The organism is Roseibium sp. (assembly GCF_965232425.1).
GTDB lineage: Bacteria > Pseudomonadota > Alphaproteobacteria > Rhizobiales > Stappiaceae > Roseibium.
In genome coordinates this window covers 2,380,033-2,399,828 of the sequence record NZ_OZ246971.1, presented here as the reverse complement: position 1 = coordinate 2,399,828, position 19,796 = coordinate 2,380,033, and the positions used below count along the sequence as shown (strand labels likewise).

Annotated in this window: 19 protein-coding genes; 10 read left to right on the top strand and 9 right to left on the bottom strand. The window is 60.2% G+C overall.

Annotation, left to right across the window (positions count from 1 at the left end; translation table 11 throughout):
* Positions 1 to 3: 3 nt before the first annotated feature.
* Entirely contained in the window at positions 4 to 1,032 is a 1,029-nt protein-coding gene (gene hemE / locus ACO08A_RS10895) for a uroporphyrinogen decarboxylase (RefSeq protein WP_422041093.1), read from the bottom strand.
* A 489-nt stretch (positions 1,033 to 1,521) separates the two neighbouring features.
* On the opposite strand from hemE, the gene ACO08A_RS10890 reads away from it, so the two are divergent.
* The 5 genes from ACO08A_RS10890 to dnaQ all read left to right on the top strand — a co-directional run bounded on the left by ACO08A_RS10890 (position 1,522) and on the right by dnaQ (position 5,166).
* Entirely contained in the window at positions 1,522 to 2,307 is a 786-nt protein-coding gene (locus tag ACO08A_RS10890) for a pyruvate, water dikinase regulatory protein (protein ID WP_422041743.1), read from the top strand.
* Positions 2,308 to 2,339: 32 nt separating this feature from the next.
* Positions 2,340 to 2,933, top strand: coding sequence for a Maf family protein (locus tag ACO08A_RS10885; protein ID WP_422041092.1), 594 nt, complete (start codon positions 2,340 to 2,342; stop codon positions 2,931 to 2,933).
* On the top strand, positions 2,930 to 3,778 hold the full coding sequence (locus ACO08A_RS10880) for a shikimate dehydrogenase (protein ID WP_422041091.1): 849 nt from the start codon (positions 2,930 to 2,932) through the stop codon (positions 3,776 to 3,778). Before ACO08A_RS10885 ends, ACO08A_RS10880 begins: the two co-directional genes overlap by 4 nt.
* The gene (gene coaE, locus ACO08A_RS10875) at positions 3,775 to 4,371 is read left to right on the top strand and encodes a dephospho-CoA kinase (protein WP_422041090.1); all 597 of its coding nucleotides are present in this window, start codon (positions 3,775 to 3,777) and stop codon (positions 4,369 to 4,371) included. Before ACO08A_RS10880 ends, coaE begins: the two co-directional genes overlap by 4 nt.
* A gap of 78 nt (positions 4,372 to 4,449) precedes the next feature.
* On the top strand, positions 4,450 to 5,166 hold the full coding sequence (gene dnaQ / locus ACO08A_RS10870; RefSeq protein WP_422041089.1) for a DNA polymerase III subunit epsilon: 717 nt from the start codon (positions 4,450 to 4,452) through the stop codon (positions 5,164 to 5,166).
* Positions 5,167 to 5,238: 72 nt separating this feature from the next.
* Here dnaQ and ACO08A_RS10865 read toward each other — a convergent pair whose 3' ends face one another.
* The gene (locus ACO08A_RS10865; protein WP_422041088.1) at positions 5,239 to 6,225 is read right to left on the bottom strand and encodes a 2-hydroxyacid dehydrogenase; all 987 of its coding nucleotides are present in this window, start codon (positions 6,223 to 6,225) and stop codon (positions 5,239 to 5,241) included.
* A 248-nt stretch (positions 6,226 to 6,473) separates the two neighbouring features.
* Between ACO08A_RS10865 and ACO08A_RS10860 the strand changes: the two genes are divergently transcribed.
* The gene (locus tag ACO08A_RS10860) at positions 6,474 to 7,013 is read left to right on the top strand and encodes an SH3 domain-containing protein (RefSeq protein ID WP_422041087.1); all 540 of its coding nucleotides are present in this window, start codon (positions 6,474 to 6,476) and stop codon (positions 7,011 to 7,013) included.
* 440 nt (positions 7,014 to 7,453) lie between these two features.
* On the opposite strand, the gene fabI is transcribed toward ACO08A_RS10860, so the two are convergent.
* The 3 genes from fabI to fabA form a co-directional block, all read right to left on the bottom strand.
* On the bottom strand, positions 7,454 to 8,266 hold the full coding sequence (gene fabI / locus ACO08A_RS10855; protein WP_422041086.1) for an enoyl-ACP reductase FabI: 813 nt from the start codon (positions 8,264 to 8,266) through the stop codon (positions 7,454 to 7,456).
* A gap of 10 nt (positions 8,267 to 8,276) precedes the next feature.
* The gene (fabB, locus tag ACO08A_RS10850; protein ID WP_422041085.1) at positions 8,277 to 9,500 is read right to left on the bottom strand and encodes a beta-ketoacyl-ACP synthase I; all 1,224 of its coding nucleotides are present in this window, start codon (positions 9,498 to 9,500) and stop codon (positions 8,277 to 8,279) included.
* Positions 9,501 to 9,628: 128 nt separating this feature from the next.
* Positions 9,629 to 10,135: a 3-hydroxyacyl-[acyl-carrier-protein] dehydratase FabA gene (fabA, locus tag ACO08A_RS10845; protein ID WP_421980450.1), complete on the bottom strand. Its 507-nt coding sequence runs from the start codon at positions 10,133 to 10,135 to the stop codon at positions 9,629 to 9,631.
* A 338-nt stretch (positions 10,136 to 10,473) separates the two neighbouring features.
* Here fabA and irrA point away from each other — a divergent pair, with 338 nt between their 5' ends.
* Entirely contained in the window at positions 10,474 to 10,905 is a 432-nt protein-coding gene (gene irrA / locus ACO08A_RS10840) for an iron response transcriptional regulator IrrA (RefSeq protein ID WP_422041084.1), read from the top strand.
* 18 nt (positions 10,906 to 10,923) lie between these two features.
* Here the strand turns inward: irrA and ACO08A_RS10835 are convergent, their stop codons facing one another.
* Positions 10,924 to 11,463, bottom strand: coding sequence for a GNAT family N-acetyltransferase (locus tag ACO08A_RS10835; protein WP_422041083.1), 540 nt, complete (start codon positions 11,461 to 11,463; stop codon positions 10,924 to 10,926).
* A complete protein-coding gene (nth, locus tag ACO08A_RS10830; protein ID WP_422041082.1) occupies positions 11,460 to 12,275 on the bottom strand; it encodes an endonuclease III in 816 nt (271 codons plus the stop codon). The genes ACO08A_RS10835 and nth overlap by 4 nt, the downstream gene beginning before the upstream one ends.
* A 22-nt stretch (positions 12,276 to 12,297) precedes the next feature.
* Between nth and ACO08A_RS10825 the strand changes: the two genes are divergently transcribed.
* On the top strand, positions 12,298 to 12,831 hold the full coding sequence (locus tag ACO08A_RS10825) for a DUF2244 domain-containing protein (RefSeq protein WP_421980454.1): 534 nt from the start codon (positions 12,298 to 12,300) through the stop codon (positions 12,829 to 12,831).
* On the opposite strand, the gene ACO08A_RS10820 is transcribed toward ACO08A_RS10825, so the two are convergent.
* Positions 12,816 to 13,961 (bottom strand): MFS transporter, encoded by a 1,146-nt coding sequence (locus ACO08A_RS10820; RefSeq protein ID WP_422041081.1) that lies wholly within the window; start codon positions 13,959 to 13,961, stop codon positions 12,816 to 12,818. The two genes, ACO08A_RS10825 and ACO08A_RS10820, sit on opposite strands and share 16 nt — an antisense overlap.
* 126 nt (positions 13,962 to 14,087) lie before the next feature.
* On the bottom strand, positions 14,088 to 16,808 hold the full coding sequence (mutS, locus tag ACO08A_RS10815) for a DNA mismatch repair protein MutS (RefSeq protein WP_422041080.1): 2,721 nt from the start codon (positions 16,806 to 16,808) through the stop codon (positions 14,088 to 14,090).
* Between the two features lie 135 nt (positions 16,809 to 16,943).
* Here mutS and ACO08A_RS10810 point away from each other — a divergent pair, with 135 nt between their 5' ends.
* Together ACO08A_RS10810 and ACO08A_RS10805 are read left to right on the top strand one after the other, a co-directional pair.
* Positions 16,944 to 19,226: an NADP-dependent malic enzyme gene (locus ACO08A_RS10810; protein ID WP_422041079.1), complete on the top strand. Its 2,283-nt coding sequence runs from the start codon at positions 16,944 to 16,946 to the stop codon at positions 19,224 to 19,226.
* 162 nt (positions 19,227 to 19,388) lie between these two features.
* Positions 19,389 to 19,676 carry a GIY-YIG nuclease family protein gene (locus ACO08A_RS10805; RefSeq protein ID WP_422041078.1) on the top strand — a complete coding sequence of 96 codons (288 nt, stop codon included), beginning with the start codon at positions 19,389 to 19,391 and terminating at the stop codon, positions 19,674 to 19,676.
* Positions 19,677 to 19,796 lie beyond the last annotated feature (120 nt).

Here is a 19,796-nt window from a genome sequence, read left to right as displayed (position 1 = left end):
GGGTCAGCCCTTCCGCACCTGTTCGACCATTTTCGCAACATTTTCCGGATCCGCGTCCGGGGTAACACCATGGCCGAGATTGAAGATCAGCGGTCCCTGGTTGAAGGTCCGGAGAATATGCGCGATGCCGTCCTCGAGGGCCGGCCCGCCGGCAACAAGCCGCATCGGATCGAGATTTCCCTGGATGGGAAGTTTCCGCTGAATTTCCAGCGCCAGCTGATCCGGAGCCGTCCAGTCGAAACCGACCGCATCCACACCGGTCCCTTCAACGAAGGACAGGACCCGGGCGGAAGAAGCCTTGGGAAATCCGATGATCTTCGCATCCGGCCGCTGAGCGCGGACACCCTCGACGATCCGTCGGGTCGGTTCGATGGACCAGCGCTTGAAACCGGCCTCGTCCAGAACCCCAGCCCAGGTATCGAAAATCTGGACGGCGTCCGCACCCGCATCCAGCTGCCGCACCAGGTACCGGATCGAGGCCGTCACCAGCTGGTCGACAAAACGCAGCATCAGGTCCGGATCGCGATAGGCACCGACACGGGCCGCGATCTGATCCTGGGTGGTATGACCTGCCACCGAATAGCACGCAACGGTCCAGGGAGCGCCGCAGAAGCCCAGAAGGGTGGTTTCCGCAGGAAGTTCCGCCCGAAGCCGACCGACCGTCTCTATGACCGGTTTGAGATGATCCTCGGCGCGTTCCTGTTCAAGACGATCTATGAGATCGGAAGACAGAGGTTCCAGTACGGGACCACGGCCTTCTTCAAAACGAACCGGATAGCCGATTGCGTCAGGCACGACAAAAATGTCGGAAAAGAGAATGCTTGCATCAAAACCGTAACGGCGGATCGGCTGAAGCGTGACCTCTGTTGCCAGGTCCGGGCTGTAGCAGAAATCCAGAAAGTTCCGAGCCTTGGCTCTGACTTCCCGGTATTCGGGAAGATAGCGTCCCGCCTGGCGCATCATCCATATGGGAGGCGGCCAGATCTTCTCTCCTGAGAGAACCCGCATCACGGTTCTGTCTTGAGACTTCATGAGGCTGTACCTTTCCCACATTTCAAACCAAACAAGATTCTATATTTGAATCTGTTTTTTCTTATTGTCAGTGGATTACCGGGATCAATTTCTATCCACAATGCATTTGCACAAATTTCCATGCGGGAAAATTTTCAGGAGAAAGACAGATAAATTGCTCCCCAAGAGTCGATAACCCGATTCATGATTTATTTACAGGCAGTTGGCAGTGTGTTTACCTTTCGTTAAGAAATTGGGCGCAGGTGGATAGTCTGTCGAAATGTCACAGATGAATTGTGAATCCACATCCATGCACAATCGTTTCGGATACAGTTTCCGCGCGTTAGAGCTTTGTTAACAAATATTGATGATCGGGCATAAACTTCGTACACCCCAACCGGGCACCAAGAATACTCCCAATCCGTCAACAGCCCTGGGGATGATACCGTGAACAAGTCGCGTCACTACTTTCACCTGCATCTCGTATCCGACTCGACCGGTGAAACGCTCATGACCGTGGCGCGTGCTGCGACTGTTCAATACGAGAACGTCCAGGAAATCGAGCATGTCTATCCTCTGGTTCGCTCGTCAAAGCAGCTGGACAGGGTGATTGCGGAGATCGAGAACGCGCCGGGGATCGTCCTCTACACGCTTGTCGATGACGAGATCGCAAAGCGACTGGAACAGAAATGCCGGGATCTCGGCCTGCCTTTCGTCAACATACTAGATCCCGTCTTCGCCGTGTTTCAGTCCTATCTGAACGTCACGCAGACCCACCGCGTTGGCGGACAGCACGAACTCGATGCGGAGTATTTCCGCCGGATGGAAGCACTCAACTACACGATGATGCACGATGACGGACAGGTCTGGGACGACCTGGAATCCGCCGATATCGTTCTCATCGGTATTTCCAGGACATCGAAGACACCGACGTGCATCTACCTTGCCAATCGGGGCATCAAGGCGGCCAATGTACCGCTCGTGCCGGGCATCCCTTTGCCGGATCATGTGAAGTCACTGAAAGGTCCGATGATCGTGGGGCTCATCGCATCTGTCGAACGCATCCAGCAGATCCGCCGAAACCGGGTTCTTTCTTTGAATTCAGACGGTTACAACGATACTTATGTCGACCGGAAGGAAATTTCGCAGGAGATCAACATGACACGCAGGCTCTGTTCCGAAAACGAGTGGCCGCTGATCGATGTCACGCGCCGGTCGGTGGAGGAAACCGCAGCCGAAATCATGACACTTTTCAAGGGCTTCAAGTCGGATACGGACACTTCGGCCGGCGCCTGAGCCATCTGATGCACGGATAGGAATAAAACAACATGGCACTTGTACTTGCCAGCGGCAGCAGGATCCGCGCCGAATTGATGAAAAATGCGGGTCTGAATTTTGAGACCGACCCCTCGGATGTCGACGAGAGAGCCGTGGAGCAGCCGCTTCTGGAAGCGAATTTTCCCCCGGAAGATCTCGCAAGCGTTCTGGCCGAGGCAAAGGCCAACGATGTCAGCGGCCGCAGACCTGCCGACCTCGTGGTTGGCGCCGACCAGATCCTGGCATTCGAGGGCGAGCGGCGCACCAAGCCCGAAGACATGGAAGCCGCGCGCCGCCAGTTGCTGGCATTTTCCGGCAAGGTCCATGAACTCCATTCATCCGTCGTGATATCCCGCAACGGCGAAGCAATCTGGCGCAACGTGTCGACGGCACGGCTGAAAATGCGCGAGCTGACCCCGGCCTATGTTGGCCACTACCTGGCGAATGCCGGGGACAGCGTTCTTTCGAGCGTCGGGGCCTATCAGCTGGAAGGCCTGGGCGTCCAGCTTTTCGAAAAGATCGACGGCGACTACTTCACCATTCTGGGCCTTCCCTTGCTACCGCTGCTCGCGGAATTGCGCACACTCGGGGTCATCGAAACATGAGCGGATCTGTAAGAAAGGCCGCCATAACAGGCCATCCGGTGTCGCATTCCAGATCGCCGCTGATACACGGATACTGGCTCGCGAAGCACGGGATCGAAGGCGAATACGGACGTGTGGATGTCCCACCGGAGAATGCAGAACATTTTTATGAACATTTCGCCGATGCTGGACTGATCGGTGCCAACGTGACGGTTCCGTTCAAGGAAATCGCGGCAAGGGCTTGCGATTGGCTTGATGATGCGGCCCGTGCGATGGGTGCGGCGAACACGCTTTGGCTGGACGAGACAGGCAGGCTGTGCGGCGCCAATACCGACGGGCTCGGCTTTCTCGGCAACCTCGACCAGCTTGCTCCGAATTGGGACGAGACACCGGGGACCGCCGTTGTTCTTGGCGCCGGCGGAGCAGCCCGCGCGATCGTCTGGGCGCTGCTGTCGCGGAACTGCACAGAAGTGCATATCGTCAACCGCACCAGGGAAAAAGCCGAGAAAATCGTCGAGGAATTTGGCACCGGAACGATTGCGCATGGCTGGGACAATCTGGGGACAATACTTGCACAGGCAGACGTGCTGGTAAACACGACATCTCTCGGCATGACCGGGAAGCCACCCCTTGAAATCGATCTCTCGGGCCTGCCGCAAAACGCCCTCGTCAACGACATCGTCTATTCCCCGCTTGAGACCGATCTCCTGAAACAGGCCGCCGCCCGGGGAAATCCGACGGTGGACGGTATCGGCATGCTGCTGCACCAGGCGGTGCCGGCATTCGAGCGCTGGTTCGGCGAACGGCCCGTTGTGACGGATGAACTCAGAACGCTCGCACTGAAGGACCTGGGGGTGATCGTGTGATCAGGATCGGGCTGACCGGGTCCATCGGCATGGGCAAGTCGACGACTGCCGAAATGTTCGCGGCAAGAGGCGTTCCGGTTCACGATGCCGACGCCTGCGTGCATGCCCTTTATGAAGGCCGTGCAGTCCCGTTGATCGGCGATGCGTTTCCCGGGACGATCGTGGACGGCAGGGTTGATCGCACGCGCCTGTCCAAACAGGTCCTCGGCAATCCGGAGGCGATGAAGCGTCTGGAGGAAATCGTGCACCCGCTGGTCCGCGAGGAAGAGCAGACCTTTCTGGATCTTGCGCGGCTTGATGGTCATTCGGTTGTGCTCATGGACATCCCGCTCCTGTTTGAAACCGGCGGGGAAGACCGGGTCGATGTCGTCGTCGTGGTGACGGCGGATGCGGACATCCAGAGCGCGCGTGTTCTGTCTCGCGACGGCATGAGCGAAGAGCGGTTTCAGGCGATCCTGCAAAAACAGGTCCCGGATGCCGAAAAACGCAAGCGTGCCGACTACCTGATCGATACCGGCCTGGGGCTGGAGGCGGCCGATAAAAGGGTTGGCGACATCCTTGAGCAGATCCGGAACCGCCAGACGAAACGCTGATCATCGGGGAAAACCGGCCGGCCCGCTTGCGTCATCCGACGGACGCGGCACACTGGGCAAGGCAGTGAAAGGCGAACCATGCGTGAAATATCCTTTGATACGGAAACGACCGGCCTCAACCCGCGCGGTGGCGACCGCCTGGTGGAAATCGGCGGCGTCGAGCTGATCAATCACATTCCGACCGGAAACTCCTATCACGTCTATATCAACCCGGAACGGGACATGCCCGAAGAGGCCTTCCGCGTTCATGGCCTTTCCGAGGAGTTCCTGTCCGACAAACCGCTTTTTGCCGCGGTTGCCGATGAATTCCTGGCGTTCGTCGGTGACGCGACGCTCGTCATCCACAATGCTGCGTTCGATATGGGCTTCATCAACACGGAGCTCGAGCGCGCCGGGCGGCGGATCATTCCGAACACCCAGGTACTGGACACATTGGAAATCGCACGCCGCAAGCACCCGACGGGCCCGAATTCGCTCGACGCCCTGTGCTCGCGTTATGGCATCGACAACTCCAGGCGCGTGAAGCACGGCGCGTTGCTCGATGCGGAAATCCTCGCGGAAGTCTATCTCGAGCTGATCGGGGGCCGACAGACGGCTCTTGGACTGCTCCACGAGGAAGAGGTTTCAACCTCTTCAGGAACGGCCGTGATTTCGGGTGAGCTCGGCACATTCAATGCCAGGAAACGGCCGGCACCGCTCGCGCCCCGATTGACGGACGAAGAGTATGCCGCGCACAAGGCCTTTGTCGAAGGCATGGGTGAAAGCGCTCTCTGGGGCAAATACCGCAGCGAGTAGGTGCCTTAGCCGAAGCGCCTTCCCAATTTTATCGAACCGGGTGCTCGAGAGCCGGCGCCTTGATCTGGCGGACTAGAGCATGGACGGCAGGACGCGGTCCGGCGGACGGTGCCCATCCATGAAGGTCTTGATGTTGATGATGACCTTCTCGCCCATTTCGATGCGGCCTTCGATCGTGGCCGAGCCCATATGCGGCAGCAGCACGACGTTTTCCAGTTTGACGAGTTTCGGATTGACGGCCGGTTCGTGTTCGAAAACATCGAGGCCCGCGCCGGCCAGGTCGCCGGCTTCAAGCATGCGGATCAGCGCGTTTTCGTCGATGACCTCGCCGCGTGCGGTGTTGACCACATAGGCATCCTTTTTCAGGAGCTTCAGCCGGCGGGCGGACAGGAGATGGAACGTTGCCGGCGTGTGCGGGCAGTGAATGGAGACAACATCCATGCGCGCCAGCATCTGGTCGAGGCTTTCCCAGTAGGTTGCCTCCAGCTCTTCTTCGATCTCGTCGGCGACCTTGCGGCGGTTGTGATAGTGGATCGACATGCCGAACGCCTTGGCGCGGCGCGCGACGGCCTGGCCGATGCGGCCCATGCCGATGATGCCAAGCCGCTTGCCCCAGATCCGGTGCCCGAGCATCCAGGTCGGTGACCAGCCTGCCCAGTCGCCTGCTTCCAGGGCGCTTATTCCTGTGGCAAGACGTCGCGGCACGGACAGCATCAGGGCCATGGTCATGTCGGCCGTGTCTTCCGTCAGAACGCCCGGCGTGTTGGTGACGTTGATGCCGCGATTGTTGGCGGTCACCACGTCAATATTGTCGACACCGTTGCCGAAATTGGCGATGAGCTTCAGGTTTTCGCCTGCCTGCGACAGGACCGACGAATCGATGCGGTCGGTCACGGTCGGGACCAGCACATCCGCAGATCTGACAGCCTCGACCAGTTCGGCCTGGCTGAAGGGCCTGTCATTTTCATTAAGGCGCGTCTCGAACAGCTCGCGCATCCGGGTTTCAACCACGTCCGGAAGCTTCCGGGTCACAACGACGACAGGCTTCTTTTTCGCCATACCAACTGCCTTTCGCGATTCATTGGGAGTTTGTTAACCCCAATGGATTCACCTTGATGCTGCGCGTTGCACGAGCGCACGAAATCGCACCCTTCTCCTTACCAGATGGTTCGGCAGAAACAAGAGATCGGTTTCATTCGCGGCGCATTGCCCACGTGCCTGAAACGGCAAGGTGGTTTTTACGCAGTTTTTTCGTTACAGATTTGACGCAACTCAAAGATCAAGAACAAGTTGGACAACTGGATAATATGACCCGTTCGTTTCCAGGCCGCCGCCAAATCCTGAGTGTGATAGCAATCCTCTTCGCGGTCAGCTGGTCCTTCGCGCCCGCGTGGTCGCAAGGCACGTCAACAGGGGCCTCCGGACTGCCGGTGCCGCGCTTCGTCAGCCTGAAATCCGATCGGGTCAATGTCCGGGTCGGCCCGTCCCGCGAACACGCCGTGGCCTGGACCTTCGTTCAGTCCGGTCTGCCGGTAGAAATCATCCAGGAGTTCGAAAACTGGCGCCGTATCCGCGACTGGGAAGGCAAGGTCGGCTGGGTGTTCCACTCCCTTCTGTCCGGCCGCCGGACCGCGCTCGTCACGCCCTGGGAAAAGACCAACCGCACCCCGCTGCGCGCGCGCTCCAAATCCGACGCCGATATCGTCGCCGAACTGGAGCCGTTCGTGCTCACCTCGGTCACCGAATGCGCCGGCGGCTGGTGCCGCGTCAACGGCAGCGAATACGAAGGCTGGCTCGACCAGACCCGCCTCTTCGGCGTTTACCCGGACGAGATCCTGGAAGACTGAGCCGCGCCGCAGCACAGCGCCCCATCCGTCGAGACAGCCCTTTGGCCTTCCTCAGGATGAGGCTCCGTGCTGGGCAAGGTAGGGCTAGCCGACAACTTGCACAGGCCCCGCCTCTGTCATCCCCGACTTGATCGGGGATCTACTTACTTCCAGAGCGATTATGAATTTTCCGGTGCGTCTGACGGGAACACTCAAGCCCGCTTCTGCATCGATCGAAAGACATTGGATCCCCGATCAAGTCGGGGATGACCACAGTGGGGTGGCGGTCGGTTGATTGCCCTGAAGAGAAATGTCCATCTCAGTCATGCCAAGCACGCAGCCTCATCCTGAGGAAGCGCTTCGCGCTGTCTCGAAGGATGGTGGCCACGCTAGAAACGGGCTGCAAAAACAGAAAAAGGCGGCCATGGGCCGCCTTTGAACCGTTGATAGGGGTCCTGACTCTAATCCGCCTGGCTTTCCTGAGCTTTCAGTTCGTCAAGGCGCGGCATTGACATGATGTTGTAGCCGCTGTCGACGAAGTGGACCTCGCCCGTAACGCCGCCGGACAGGTCCGACAGCAGGTAAAGCCCGGTCCCGCCGATTTCGTCGAGCGAAACGGTGCGGCAAAGCGGCGAATTCCGTTTCTGGAAATTGAACATGAGGCGCGCGTCGGAAACACCCGATCCAGCCAGCGTCCGGACCGGTCCCGCGGAAATGGCATTCACGCGGATATTCTGTTCGCCGTAGTCGACAGCAAGATACCTTACGGAAGATTCGAGCGCGGCCTTGGCGACACCCATGACATTGTAGTTCGGCATGACCTTGGTGGACCCGCCATAGGTCAGGGTGATGATCGAGCCGCCATCCGGCATGATGTCCGCGGCCCGCTTGGCAATCTCCGTGAACGAAAAGCAGGAAATCAGCATCGTCCGGGAGAAGTTTTCGCGGGTCGTGTCGGCATATTTGCCGCGCAGCTCCGACTTGTCGGAAAAGGCAATGGCATGAACCAGGAAGTCGATGCTGCCCCAGCGTTCCTTCAGGGCGCTGAAGACGGCATCGACGGAATCGATGTCCTCCACGTCGCACGGCAGCAGAATGTCGCTGCCGACGGATTCGGCCAGCGGTTTGGTGCGGCGGCCGAACGCCTCGCCTTGGTAGGTGAAGGCGAGCTCGGCGCCATGCTCGGACAGGGTCTTGGCAATGCCCCACGCGATGGAATGGTCGTTGGCAACGCCCATGATCAAGCCGCGTTTGCCCTTCATCAGATCAGACATGTGGGCCTCCTCAGCCGTGGTAGCGTGACAGCGCGAGGGAGGCGTTTGTGCCGCCGAAACCGAAGCTGTTGGAAAGGACGGTGTCCAGGCCGGCATTGTCGACGCGTTCCGTCACGATCTCGTCCCTGCTCAGGGCCGGGTCGAGGTCCGTGATGTTGGCCGAGGCCGTCATGAAATCGTTCTGGAGCATCAAGAGGCAATAGATCGCTTCCTGGACGCCGGTCGCGCCGAGGCTGTGGCCGGTCAGCGACTTTGTCGATGAAGCCGGCGGCTGATCGTCGCCGAAGACGCGCCGGATTGCTTCGATCTCGCCGATATCGCCGACTGGTGTCGATGTGCCGTGCGTGTTGATGTAGTCGACCTTGCGCTCGCCGAGGGTTTCGATGGCAAGACGCATGCAGCGTTCGCCGCCCTCGCCGGACGGTGCCACCATGTCGTAACCGTCGGAGTTGGCCGCATAACCGGTGACTTCCGCGTAGATCTTCGCGCCGCGTGCCTTGGCGCGCTCCAGTTCTTCAAGAACGACAACACCGCCGCCGCCGGCGATGACGAAGCCGTCGCGCGTGGAATCATAAGCCCTTGAGGCTGTTTGGGGCGTGTCGTTGTATTTGGAGGACATGGCGCCCATGGCATCGAACAGGCAGGACAGTGTCCAGTCGAGTTCTTCACCGCCGCCTGCGAACATCACGTCCTGCTTGCCGAACTGGATCTGCTCGGTTGCGGCGCCGATGCAATGGGCCGAGGTCGAGCAGGCGGACGTAATCGAATAGTTGATGCCCTTGATCTTGAAGGGCGTTGCCAGGCAGGCCGAGTTTGTCGAACTCATCCCGCGCGTGACCATGAACGGACCCATGCGCTTCGGCGCGCCTTTTTCCAGAACGATCTGGTGCGCCTGGAACAGGTTCTTTGTGGACGGGCCGCCGGAGCCCATGATCAGGCCGGTGCGCGTGTTGGAAACATCGCTTTCTTCCAGGCCGCTGTCGGCGATCGCCTGCTGCATCGAGATGTAGTTATAGGCCGCGCCGTCGCCCATGAAGCGCAATTGCCGCTTGTCGATCAGCGACGGGATATCGACATCCGGCATGCCGTGAACCTGGCTGCGGAAGCCGTGTTCCGCGTAATCCGGGGCAAATTGAATTCCGGACTTGCCTTCCCGGAGGCTGGCCAGCACTTCCTGGGCATTCGATCCGATGGATGATACGATTCCGATACCGGTGACGACAACGCGTCTCATTGCGGTCTCCTAATGTTTCCGGGGCGCGAGCCTCTGTCCGCTATTTGGCTCATTCGCCTTACATAATGCACAAACCGGCGCGCCCAAGACAAAGGACCGCCGGTTGGATGCTGTCTATGAGTCTGGCCTCAGGTTTTTGCCAGGCCGACGCGCAGATCCGTTGCCTTGTAGATCTGTTCGCCGTCGGCTTTCAGCCAACCGTCGGCAATGCCGAGAACCAGACGGCCTTTCATGATGCGTTTGAAGTCGACACCATATTCGACCAGCTTGACGTCCGGAGTGACCATGCCCTTGAACTTGATCTCGCCGGTGGATAGCGCCATGCCCTTTCCTTCCAGTCCGAGCCAGCCGAGCACGAAACCCGTCAGCTGCCACAGGGCGTCCAGTCCGAGACAACCCGGCATGACCGGATTTCCCTGAAAGTGGCACGGGAAAAACCAGAGATCGGGCTTGATGTCGAATTCGGCGCGCGCGTAGCCCTTGTCGAATTCACCCCCTGTTTCGGAGATGTCCGTGATACGGTCGAACATCAGCATCGGCGGGAGCGGCAATTGGGCGTTGCCCGGGCCGAAAAGCTCGCCGCGGCCGCAGGCGAGCAGATCTTCGTAGTCGTAGCTGGAGCGGCGCTCGGTCATTCAGGATCCGTTTTCTTGCTTCCTACCCACTATCCCTGGTCGGAACGGGTTTGTTTTTGGTTCTGTTTGCGGCGCCTTCCTAACACAGGGGAACCATGTTCGAAAGATGTCAGTTGAGTGAAATTACAGGGATTCTGAGGCCATTTGGCAAGTTTTGAGCAAAAGTAGAGATTAAATATAACCGGCGCGTTTCATGGTGCCGTGCGGTTAAAACTTGCATTTCAGGCACAAGAAATGGCAGATATAGGCGAACAATTTGTGCAGCAGGCCCTTGGCAAGCTTGATCCGTTCCGTAAATGGCAAGCTAAAACAAGGATTTAGATTTGGAACAATCTGGAATGACGACGCACGCGGCAACGCAATCGACCGGCAAGGATGTGACCAACATACTGCGAACGGCAGGTTTGCGGCCGACTCGTCAGCGTGTTTCCCTGGCTGAGCTGCTGTATTCCAAGGGTGACCGCCACATCTCTGCGGAGCTTCTTCACGAAGAAGCGGTTGCCGCGGACGTGCCCGTATCCCTGGCTACGGTTTACAACACGCTGCACCAGTTCACGGAAGCCGGCCTGCTTCGCGAGGTCGCGATTGACGGCAACAAGACCTATTTCGACACGAACGTGTCCGATCACCACCACTTCTTCATCGAAGGCGAGAACCGGGTGATCGACATACCGGGCGAAGGCGTCGGGATCGATGCGATCCCGGAGGCTCCGGATGGCATGGAAATCGTGCGCGTCGACGTGGTGGTCAGGGTACGCGAAAAGCGCTAGTCCAACTGCACGGTCTGATTAGTCACGGCCGCGGTCGAATACATACTCGAAATAATCCGATGTGTCGTCATAGGCCGCGAGGTAGCGCTGACCTTTTGCGGCAAACCCGAGCTTCACCAGCAAGCTGGCCGACCGCTCGTTTTCCGTATGCGTGATCGCGCAGATCATCGGCAGATCCATCTTTTCCCTGACGAAGTCCAGCACCGCGCCGGCCGCTTCCCTCGCATAGCCCTTGCCGCGGGCGTCCTCCAGGAATGCATAGCCGAGATCAGGGGCGTCGAGATCGTCGCGGACCACCAGGCCGCATGCACCGATCGGGGCACCGGTTTCCTTGAGCTCGACAAGCCAGAGACCGACCTTGTGCTCTGTAAAATGCGCCAAGGTCTTTGTCCCAATGAAGGTTGCAGCGTCCGCGTCCGACCGGATACCGCGATCCGCAATGAAGCGGTGATAATCCGGTTCGTTCATGAGGGTATTGTAGAAGGACGCGTCCTCCGCCTTTGGCAGCCGGAAAGTCAGCCGGCTGCATTCCGGAACGGGTCCGCTGGACAAACTCAAGCGACATCACCCCTTTCGACCAGCGCCTTCGTGCGCACGGCAATCTCCGGAACCGCATCGAACGGTTCTTTTTCTGGGCTTCTGCACAGGTCATAGATGACACAGCGCCTGCATTCGGGCTTGCGCGCCTTGCAGATGTAGCGGCCGTGAAGGATCAGCCAGTGATGCGCATGGAGGGAAAACTCCTTCGGAACCGCTCTTTCCATGGCCTTTTCAACATCGAGTGGCGTCTTGCCCGGTGCAATGCCGATCCTGTTGCCGAGACGGAAGAGATGCGTGTCGACGGCAATCGTCGGATGGCCGAAATAGATGTTGAGGACCACGTTGGCGGTTTTTCGGCCGACGCCCGGCAATTTCTCCAGCGCCTCCCTGTCTTCGGGCACGGTGCCGCCGTGATCCCGGATCAGCTGCTCGGACAGGAGCACGACGTTCTTTGCCTTGTTCTTGTAGAGGCCGATCGTCTTGATTTCCTCCCGGACCCTGTCTTCGCCGAGCGCGAGCATTTTCTCCGGCGTGTCGGCGATCTGGAAAAGGGTCTTTGTCGCCCGGTTCACGCCGACATCGGTAGCCTGTGCCGACAGGACCACGGCGACCAGCAGCGTGAAGGCGTTGACGTAGTCAAGCTCTCCCTCCGGTTCGGGGTTGTCCGCGTGGAACCTTTGGAAAATCGCGTAGGTCTCCGCCTTGTTATAGCGCGAGCGCTTGAGCACCTTGCCGGGATTGTCCACGGAAGGGGCGGTCTTTTTGGCCTGTTTCGGCTTGGCAGGCCGTTTTTGGGATTTGCGGGCGGCGGGGCTCTTTGCTTGGGTCATGAACCCTCTATAATCAGACCTCATGAGCGAGAACAATCCGAATTCCGAGAATTATGACCGGACAGACGATCTGGACAGGCCTTTTTTCACGGCCGTGCTGACGCCCTACCGGTCGCTGGGACCGAACGGGTTCATGATCCTGATGCTGTGTTTCGGCGCGGTCAGTTTTGTCGCCGGCATTTTGTTCTGGAGCATTGGCGCCTGGCCGGTCTTCGGCTTTTTCGGTCTCGACATCGCGCTGCTCTGGTTCGCATTCCGCATGAACTACAAGTCCGCGCGGACCCATGAGGAAGTGATCGTCTCCCGCAACGAGCTGATCATCCGGAAGGTCGGGCCGGGCAAACGCTATCAGGAGTTCCGCTTCAACCCCTTCTGGGTGCGCCTCTCGATCGACCGGATCGAGGACGAGGGCGTCGTCAAAATCACGCTGACGAGCCGCGGCGAGAGCGTGGATCTGGGCAACTTCCTCAATCCGGACGACCGGACCACCTTTGCCGGCGCCATGGCCAACGCCCTTTCGGTCGCGAAAGCCGGCGGCGTTCAGGCGACGTCCTGAGCAGGAGCGGGTCTCATCCGGAACGTTGCCATCAAGATCAGCAGTGCCACCACCGAGGATCCGGCGGCAACGTAGAGCACCGTCTTGAAATCCGTTGCACTGGCGATGACGCCCATCGAGATGCTGCCGATCATGCCGCCCAGGAACAGGCTGTTCATGTAAACAGCGGTCGCGCGCCCAGGCCGGTCGGGCGCGAAGCTCTGCACGTAGCTGATAGAGACACCTGCAAAAAGCCCGTAATACGCGCCCTCGACCACCGATGCGGCCATGACATGCCAGAATGCGCCGACCTGTGCGAACAGGATCATGCTGGTGGGCGCCAACACGGCCGCGATCATCAGAACCTGCCGAATACCAATGCGTTCAGCCAGACGGACGGACCAGAAGATCATGAACACCTCGACCACGCACTTGACCGAAAGGGACAGCCCGGGCGTCGACCCGGGAAGGCCGATCTCCTTCACGAAAAACAGCGGCATCGCGGAGACAAACAGTGTGTTCGTGATGATGAAGCCGAGGCATGTCAGTCCCGCAATCAGCAAGCCCCAATTGATCGGGTCCTTGCCGGCATCGTTCTTTTTCCTGCGTTCGGATCTGAAGCTGGCGGGCACCGTGGTCCACGCGAGAACCAGGAAACAGACACCGACAGCACAGGCGCTCAGGAACGTCGGGCCAAAGCCGAACAGGGAGACCAGGGTAAAGGACGCCGCCGGCCCGATCATCCAGGCAAGAGACACCATCATCCGCAGCCAGGAATTGATCCGGGCGACGTCGAGCCCGTTCTGCTCTGCATGGAGGCGCGCGTAGGTGAAAATCGTGCCCGACCCCATATTGGCAAGGCTCATCAGGGGCGCGACCAGAAGAACCAGCATCATCAGGCCGGACACCTGCGTCAGCAGCGACGTCGCCACGATGAAAGCTGATATTGAAATCAGAAGCAGGCGCTTGACCGGAAAGCCGTGGTCGAGCCGCTCTCCCGCCCATCGGTTGGCGACCAGGGTCAGCGGCATCACCAGACCCGTGTAGAACCCCACCTGCCAGGGACTGGACCCGAGACCCTCAACGATGAAAAAGCTCATGAGGGGGATCAGCGCGGATGCGCCAAGGCTCTTGATGAACTGCAAGAGCATGATCAGCAACACCTGTCGGGGGAGTTGCGTTAAGGAGTACATTGTCGGAATCGCCGCACATGGAGGGGTCAGGCAGGTACGGGTAGCCTAGTCGGACTTGCGTGCCGGGTCACGCAAAAAGAGCAGTCACTCCTTGTTACGCGTCTGCAGTGTCTTCAGCCTGTAGAGCGCGTCGAGCGCTTCTCTCGGGGTCATGTCGTCTGGATCGATGTCTTCCAGCGCCGTCACGACCGGGTCGGGTTCGTGTGCCAGGCCCGTGGCGCTGGGCGTCGCTGCCGCGACGCTGGCAAAAAGCGGCAACTCGTCGATCAGGCTCTCCGCCGGTGACCGCCGGTCCTGCTCTTCCAGCTGGCCCAGCACCTGTTTTGACCGTTCGACGACCTTCGCCGGCAATCCGGCGAGTTTCGCGACCTGGATGCCGTAGGAACGGTCCGCAGCTCCCGGCACGATTTCGTGCAGGAAGATGACCTCGCCGTTCCATTCCTTGACGGAGACCGTTGCATTCGACAGCCGGTCAAGCTTGGCCGAAAGCGCTGTCAGTTCGTGATAATGGGTCGCGAACAGCGCCCGGGACCTGTTGACCTCGTGCAGGTGCTCGATCGTTGCCCAGGCAATCGACAGGCCGTCGAAGGTGGCGGTTCCGCGCCCGATCTCATCGAGGATCACCAGTGACCGGTCGCCTGCCTGGTTGAGGATGGCGGCCGTTTCCACCATCTCGACCATGAAGGTGGACCGGCCCCGCGCAAGATCGTCTGCCGCACCCACGCGTGAAAACAGCCGGTCGACAATGCCGATATGAGCCTCGCTTGCCGGAACGAAGGATCCCATCTGGGCAAGGACCGCGATCAGTGCGTTCTGGCGCAGGAAGGTCGATTTACCGGCCATGTTCGGACCGGTAATCAGCCAGATATGGCCGGTTTCCTCCGGCGCATCGGGACCGAGATTGGCGTCGTTGGCGACAAAGCTGTCACCGCCCGATGCCCGGAGCGCGCGTTCCACGACCGGGTGGCGGCCGTCCCTGATGTCGAAGGCGCGGCTGTCATCGACGACCGGCCTGGCATAGTTTTCATCCTGGGCGAGTTTTGCCAGCGCAGCGGAAACGTCCAGCACGCTGAGACCCTGCGCAGCGGCCTTGATCGCACCACCCGCATCGATGATCGCCTGCGCCAGCTGCTCGAAGATCTCCAGCTCGATGGCAAGCGCCCGCTCGCCCGCGCTGGCAATCTTCGATTCCAGGTCCGCCAGCTCGGTGGTGGTGAATCGCATGGCGCCGGCCATGGTCTGCCGGTGAATGAAGCGCGCCGGATCGGCGGTCAGCTTTTCCGTCTGCGCGGTCGGGGCTTCGATGAACCAGCCAAGCACGTTGTTGTGCTTGATCTTCAGGGATCTGAGGCCGAGCTCCTCGGAATAGTCCGCCTGCAGCTTTGCGATCACCTTGCGGCTTTCGTCCCGAAGCGCGCGCAACTCATCAAGATCGGAACTGTAGCCGGTGGCAATGAACCCGCCGTCCCGTTTCAGGAGCGGCGGCTCTTCCCTGATCGCGGACACGAGCTGATCGCCGAGAGCGTGCGGCGCGTGCTCGAGGCTTTGCCGGGCCTCGGTGATTTCGGCGGGAATGTCTCCGATCCGGGTCTGGTCGAGAACCGCGCGGGCGGCGGCGAGGCCCTGTGCAACGCTCAGGATATCGCGAGGCCCGCCGCGATTGAGCGCGATCCTGGAAAGAGCCCGGGCCATGTCCGGCGCTCCCTTCAGCGTCTGGCGCAGGCCTTCCCGCATGATCTCGTTGGTGAGGAAGTAGGCAACCGAATCGTGCCGCTCCGTTATGGCGCCGACATTGACCAGCGGCCCGGCGAGGCGGCTGGCCAGCAGGCGCGAGCCGCCTCCGGTGACCGTCCTGTCGATGGTGGCGAGCAGCGACCCCTGCTTCTCTCCGGACAGCGTGCGCGCGAGCTCCAGATTGGCCCGTGTCGCCGGGTCGATCAGCATGCGGCCCGCTCCTGCCTCGCGCATGGGCGGGTCGAGCGGCGGGCGTTCGCCAAGCTGCGTGCGTTCGATATAGGACAGGATCCCGGCGGCGGCCGAAAGTTCCGCCCGGCTGAAGGTTCCGTAGCCGTCGAGGGTCTTCACGCCGAAATACTGACCCAGCCGGTCGCTGGCCGTCGAACTGTCGAAAAAGGCGCGCGGGACGGGTGAGAGGGCGCTTCCCGATTGCTCCGCGACAAGGCGAAGCTCGCTCTCCTGCAAGAGCGTATCGGCAAGGATCAGTTCGCGCGGCGACACCTGCGCCAGGTCGGCGGCAAGCCGCTGTTGGTCCGTCTCCGAAACCTGGAACGACCCGGTCGACATGTCGATCCACGCGAGACCGAAAACGGCATCATTGCCCAGGGACCCGCCCTTCAGACGGGTCAGAGCCATCAGATAATTGCTTGTGCCCGCGTCCAGCAGGCGTTCTTCGGTGAGTGTTCCCGGCGTGACCAGGCGCACCACGTCCCGGCGCACCACGGATTTCGAGCCGCGTTTCTTCGCCTCGGCCGGATCCTCGGTCTGTTCGCAGACCGAAACCCTGTGTCCCTTGGCGATGAGCTTCTGCAGGTAGTCGTCGGCGGCATGAACCGGCACGCCGCACATCGGTATGTCGGCACCCTGGTGCTTGCCGCGCTTGGTGAGCGTGATGCCGAGGGCCTGCGAGGCAACTTCCGCGTCGTCGAAGAAGAGTTCGTAGAAATCGCCCATCCGGTAGAACAGCAGGCTGTCCGGATTGGCGGACTTGATTTCCATAAACTGGGCCATCATCGGCGTGACCTTATGGTCTGCCGGGGCGATTTTCTGCGCGCTCTGTTCACTCATGTGAAATACGTAGCAAACCTTGGCCGTCATTCCACAAAAGGGGTATGCCATCTTGGCTTGAGGCTTCATTTTCCAGGGGATAAGGTCAGGTCCCCGCCTCATCAAGAAGTGCGACGAAGAGGAAACGCCCGCGCCATGTCCACCGATAAGTCTTCGCCGAAAACAAGCATCAGTTTTACCGACCAGGAAGCACTGCAATTCCACCAGGAGGGCCGGCCCGGCAAACTGGAAGTCACGCCGACCAAACCGATGGCGACGCAGCGCGACCTGTCGCTCGCCTATTCGCCGGGCGTGGCGGTGCCGGTACTGGCGATCGCGGAAGATCCGAGCCGGGCCTATGACTACACGACGAAGGGAAACCTCGTCGCCGTGATTTCCAACGGATCCGCCATCCTCGGTCTCGGCAATCTGGGTGCACTCGCCTCCAAACCGGTCATGGAGGGCAAGTCGGTTCTGTTCAAGCGGTTCGCCGACGTCGATTCCATCGATCTGGAAGTCGAAACACAGGACGTGGAGGAATTCATCAATTCCGTCCGCTATCTCGGCCCCTCCTTCGGCGGGATCAACCTGGAGGACATCAAGGCGCCCGACTGTTTCATCATCGAGCAGCGCTTGCGCGAACTGATGGACATCCCCGTATTCCATGACGACCAGCATGGCACGGCGATCATCGCCGCGGCCGGGCTCTTCAACGCCCTGCACCTGACCGGCCGCGACATGAAAACGACCAAGGTCGTCTGCAACGGTGCCGGTGCCGCAGGCATTGCCTGCATCGAACTCGTCAAGGCGATGGGCATCCCGCACGACAACATCACGCTCTGCGACACCAAGGGCGTGATCTACAAGGGCCGAACCGAAGGCATGAACCAGTGGAAATCCGCGCATGCCATCGAAACCTCCGACCGCTCGCTCTACGATGCGATGAAGGGGGCGGACGTCTTCTTCGGGGTTTCGGTCAAGGGTGCCCTGACGCCGGACATGCTGCGTGTCATGGCGCCGAACCCGATCATCTTTGCCATGGCGAACCCCGACCCGGAGATCACGCCGGAAGAGGCTGCCGCCGTCCGCGACGACGCCATTGTCGCGACGGGCCGGTCGGACTATCCGAACCAGGTCAACAACGTACTCGGCTTTCCCTATATTTTCCGCGGCGCGCTTGACGTTCACGCGACCACGATCAATGACGACATGAAGGTTGCCTGTGCCCAGGCGCTTGCTCAGCTCGCCCGCGAGGAAGTCCCCGACGAAGTCGCTGCCGCCTATCGGGGCAACAGACCGAAGTTTGGTCCCGAATACATCATCCCCGTGCCGTTCGATCCGCGGCTGATCAGCGCCATCCCGCCTGCCGTTGCGCAGGCGGCGATGGATTCGGGCGTTGCCAAGCGTCCGATCGTCGACATGGAAGCCTACAAGCTCCAGCTGTCCGCCCGGCGCGACCCGATTGCCGGCACGCTGCAGCGAATTTTCAGCAAGGTACGCCAGCAGCCGAAGCGCGTGGTCTTTGCAGAAGGCGAGGAAGAGCCGGTGATCCGCGCGGCGGCGGCGTTTGTCGCACAGGGCCTTGGCGAGGCGATCCTGATCGGCCGGGAAGACGAGATCGCCAACATGGCGCACCAGGCGGGTGTCGATATCGACCGTCCCGGCATTTCCATTCAAAACGCGCGCCTGTCCGACCGCAACGCCGATTATGCGCAATATCTCTACGGCCGTCTCCAGCGGCGCGGCTACCTGTTGCGTGACTGTCAGCGCATGGTCAACAACGACCGGAACTACTGGGGCGCGATCATGGTTGCACGGGGCGACGCGGATGCCATGGTCACCGGCCTGACCCGGAACTATTCCGTGGCGCTGGACACGGTGAAGGCGACCATCGATCCGAAGCCCGGTCACAGGGTGATCGGCGTCTCCCTTGCCCTCGTGCGCGGCCGCAATGTCGTGATCGCCGACACGGCCGTCATCGACATGCCCAATTCGGAAGAACTGGCCGATATTGCCGAGGAGGCCGCTCATGTCGCGCGCAAGCTCGGCTACGAGCCGCGGGTTGCGATGCTGGCCTATTCCACCTTCGGCCATCCCCGCGGCGAGCGCTCCGAGAAAGTCATCGAGGCGGTCAAGATCCTGGATCGCCGCCGTGTCGACTTCGAATATGACGGCGACATGGCCGCGGATGTGGCCCTGAACATGGACCGGATGGCGGCCTATCCGTTCTGCCGGCTCTCCGGCCCCGCCAACGTTCTGGTCATGCCGGCCTTCCACTCCGCGTCGATCTCCACGAAGATGCTGCAGGAACTCGGTGGCGCCACCGTCATCGGCCCGCTCCTGACCGGTTTCGACAAGTCCATCCAGATCCTTCCCATCGGTGCCAAGGACAGCGACATCGTCAACATGGCCGCCATCGCCGCCTACAACGTGTCGTGAGGGTTTTGCACTCTTCAGGCTTTCGCGGCTCCCCGATCCCGGATTTCCTTTCAGTCGTCCGGGATGACGAAGCTGAGACCATCCTGACCATCGTCATCCCGGCCAAGCGAAGCGCAGAGCCGGGATCGGAGAGCCACAGAAGAAAGGCAACGGATCACTGAAGTGACAGCCTGGGTCTATATCCTTGCGTCGCGGCCCTATGAAACGCTGTACACCGGTGTCACAACGGATTTGGCTCGAAGAGTTTACGAGCACCGCGAGGGTCTTATCGAAGGGTTTTCGGAGAAATACGGTACGAAAACACTGGTCTGGTACGAGAGCCACATCGAAATTGCTGCTGCCATAACAAGAGAAAAACAAATCAAGCGATGGCGGCGGCGCTGGAAATTCGAGCTGATCGAAAAGCTGAATCCCGATTGGTGCGATCTGTATCTCACGTTGAACCAGTGAGGACCACTTCGCGGGAGTGCGCGTATTTTTAATAAGAAGACCACGATCGCTCTTCTCGAACTGCAGTGCCTCTCCGGTCCCGGATCTCCTTTCAGTCGTCCGGGATGACTACGGTGAGGT

What these genes read in the sequence shown, in the direction of transcription:
- ACO08A_RS10880 (WP_422041091.1), top strand. Translation starts at nt 2,930, where the DNA reads ATGAGCGGATCTGTAAGAAAGGCCGCCATAACAGGCCATCCGGTGTCG.
- ACO08A_RS10810 (WP_422041079.1), top strand. Translation starts at nt 16,944, where the DNA reads ATGTCCACCGATAAGTCTTCGCCGAAAACAAGCATCAGTTTTACCGAC.
- ACO08A_RS10820 (WP_422041081.1), bottom strand. Translation starts at nt 13,961, where the DNA reads ATGCTCTTGCAGTTCATCAAGAGCCTTGGCGCATCCGCGCTGATCCCC.
- dnaQ (WP_422041089.1), top strand. Translation starts at nt 4,450, where the DNA reads ATGCGTGAAATATCCTTTGATACGGAAACGACCGGCCTCAACCCGCGC.
- fabI (WP_422041086.1), bottom strand. Translation starts at nt 8,266, where the DNA reads ATGTCTGATCTGATGAAGGGCAAACGCGGCTTGATCATGGGCGTTGCC.
- fabB (WP_422041085.1), bottom strand. Translation starts at nt 9,500, where the DNA reads ATGAGACGCGTTGTCGTCACCGGTATCGGAATCGTATCATCCATCGGA.
- ACO08A_RS10860 (WP_422041087.1), top strand. Translation starts at nt 6,474, where the DNA reads ATGACCCGTTCGTTTCCAGGCCGCCGCCAAATCCTGAGTGTGATAGCA.
- ACO08A_RS10825 (WP_421980454.1), top strand. Translation starts at nt 12,298, where the DNA reads ATGAGCGAGAACAATCCGAATTCCGAGAATTATGACCGGACAGACGAT.
- ACO08A_RS10890 (WP_422041743.1), top strand. Translation starts at nt 1,522, where the DNA reads ATGACCGTGGCGCGTGCTGCGACTGTTCAATACGAGAACGTCCAGGAA.
- hemE (WP_422041093.1), bottom strand. Translation starts at nt 1,032, where the DNA reads ATGAAGTCTCAAGACAGAACCGTGATGCGGGTTCTCTCAGGAGAGAAG.
- ACO08A_RS10865 (WP_422041088.1), bottom strand. Translation starts at nt 6,225, where the DNA reads ATGGCGAAAAAGAAGCCTGTCGTCGTTGTGACCCGGAAGCTTCCGGAC.
- irrA (WP_422041084.1), top strand. Translation starts at nt 10,474, where the DNA reads ATGACGACGCACGCGGCAACGCAATCGACCGGCAAGGATGTGACCAAC.
- nth (WP_422041082.1), bottom strand. Translation starts at nt 12,275, where the DNA reads ATGACCCAAGCAAAGAGCCCCGCCGCCCGCAAATCCCAAAAACGGCCT.
- fabA (WP_421980450.1), bottom strand. Translation starts at nt 10,135, where the DNA reads ATGACCGAGCGCCGCTCCAGCTACGACTACGAAGATCTGCTCGCCTGC.
- ACO08A_RS10885 (WP_422041092.1), top strand. Translation starts at nt 2,340, where the DNA reads ATGGCACTTGTACTTGCCAGCGGCAGCAGGATCCGCGCCGAATTGATG.
- mutS (WP_422041080.1), bottom strand. Translation starts at nt 16,808, where the DNA reads ATGAGTGAACAGAGCGCGCAGAAAATCGCCCCGGCAGACCATAAGGTC.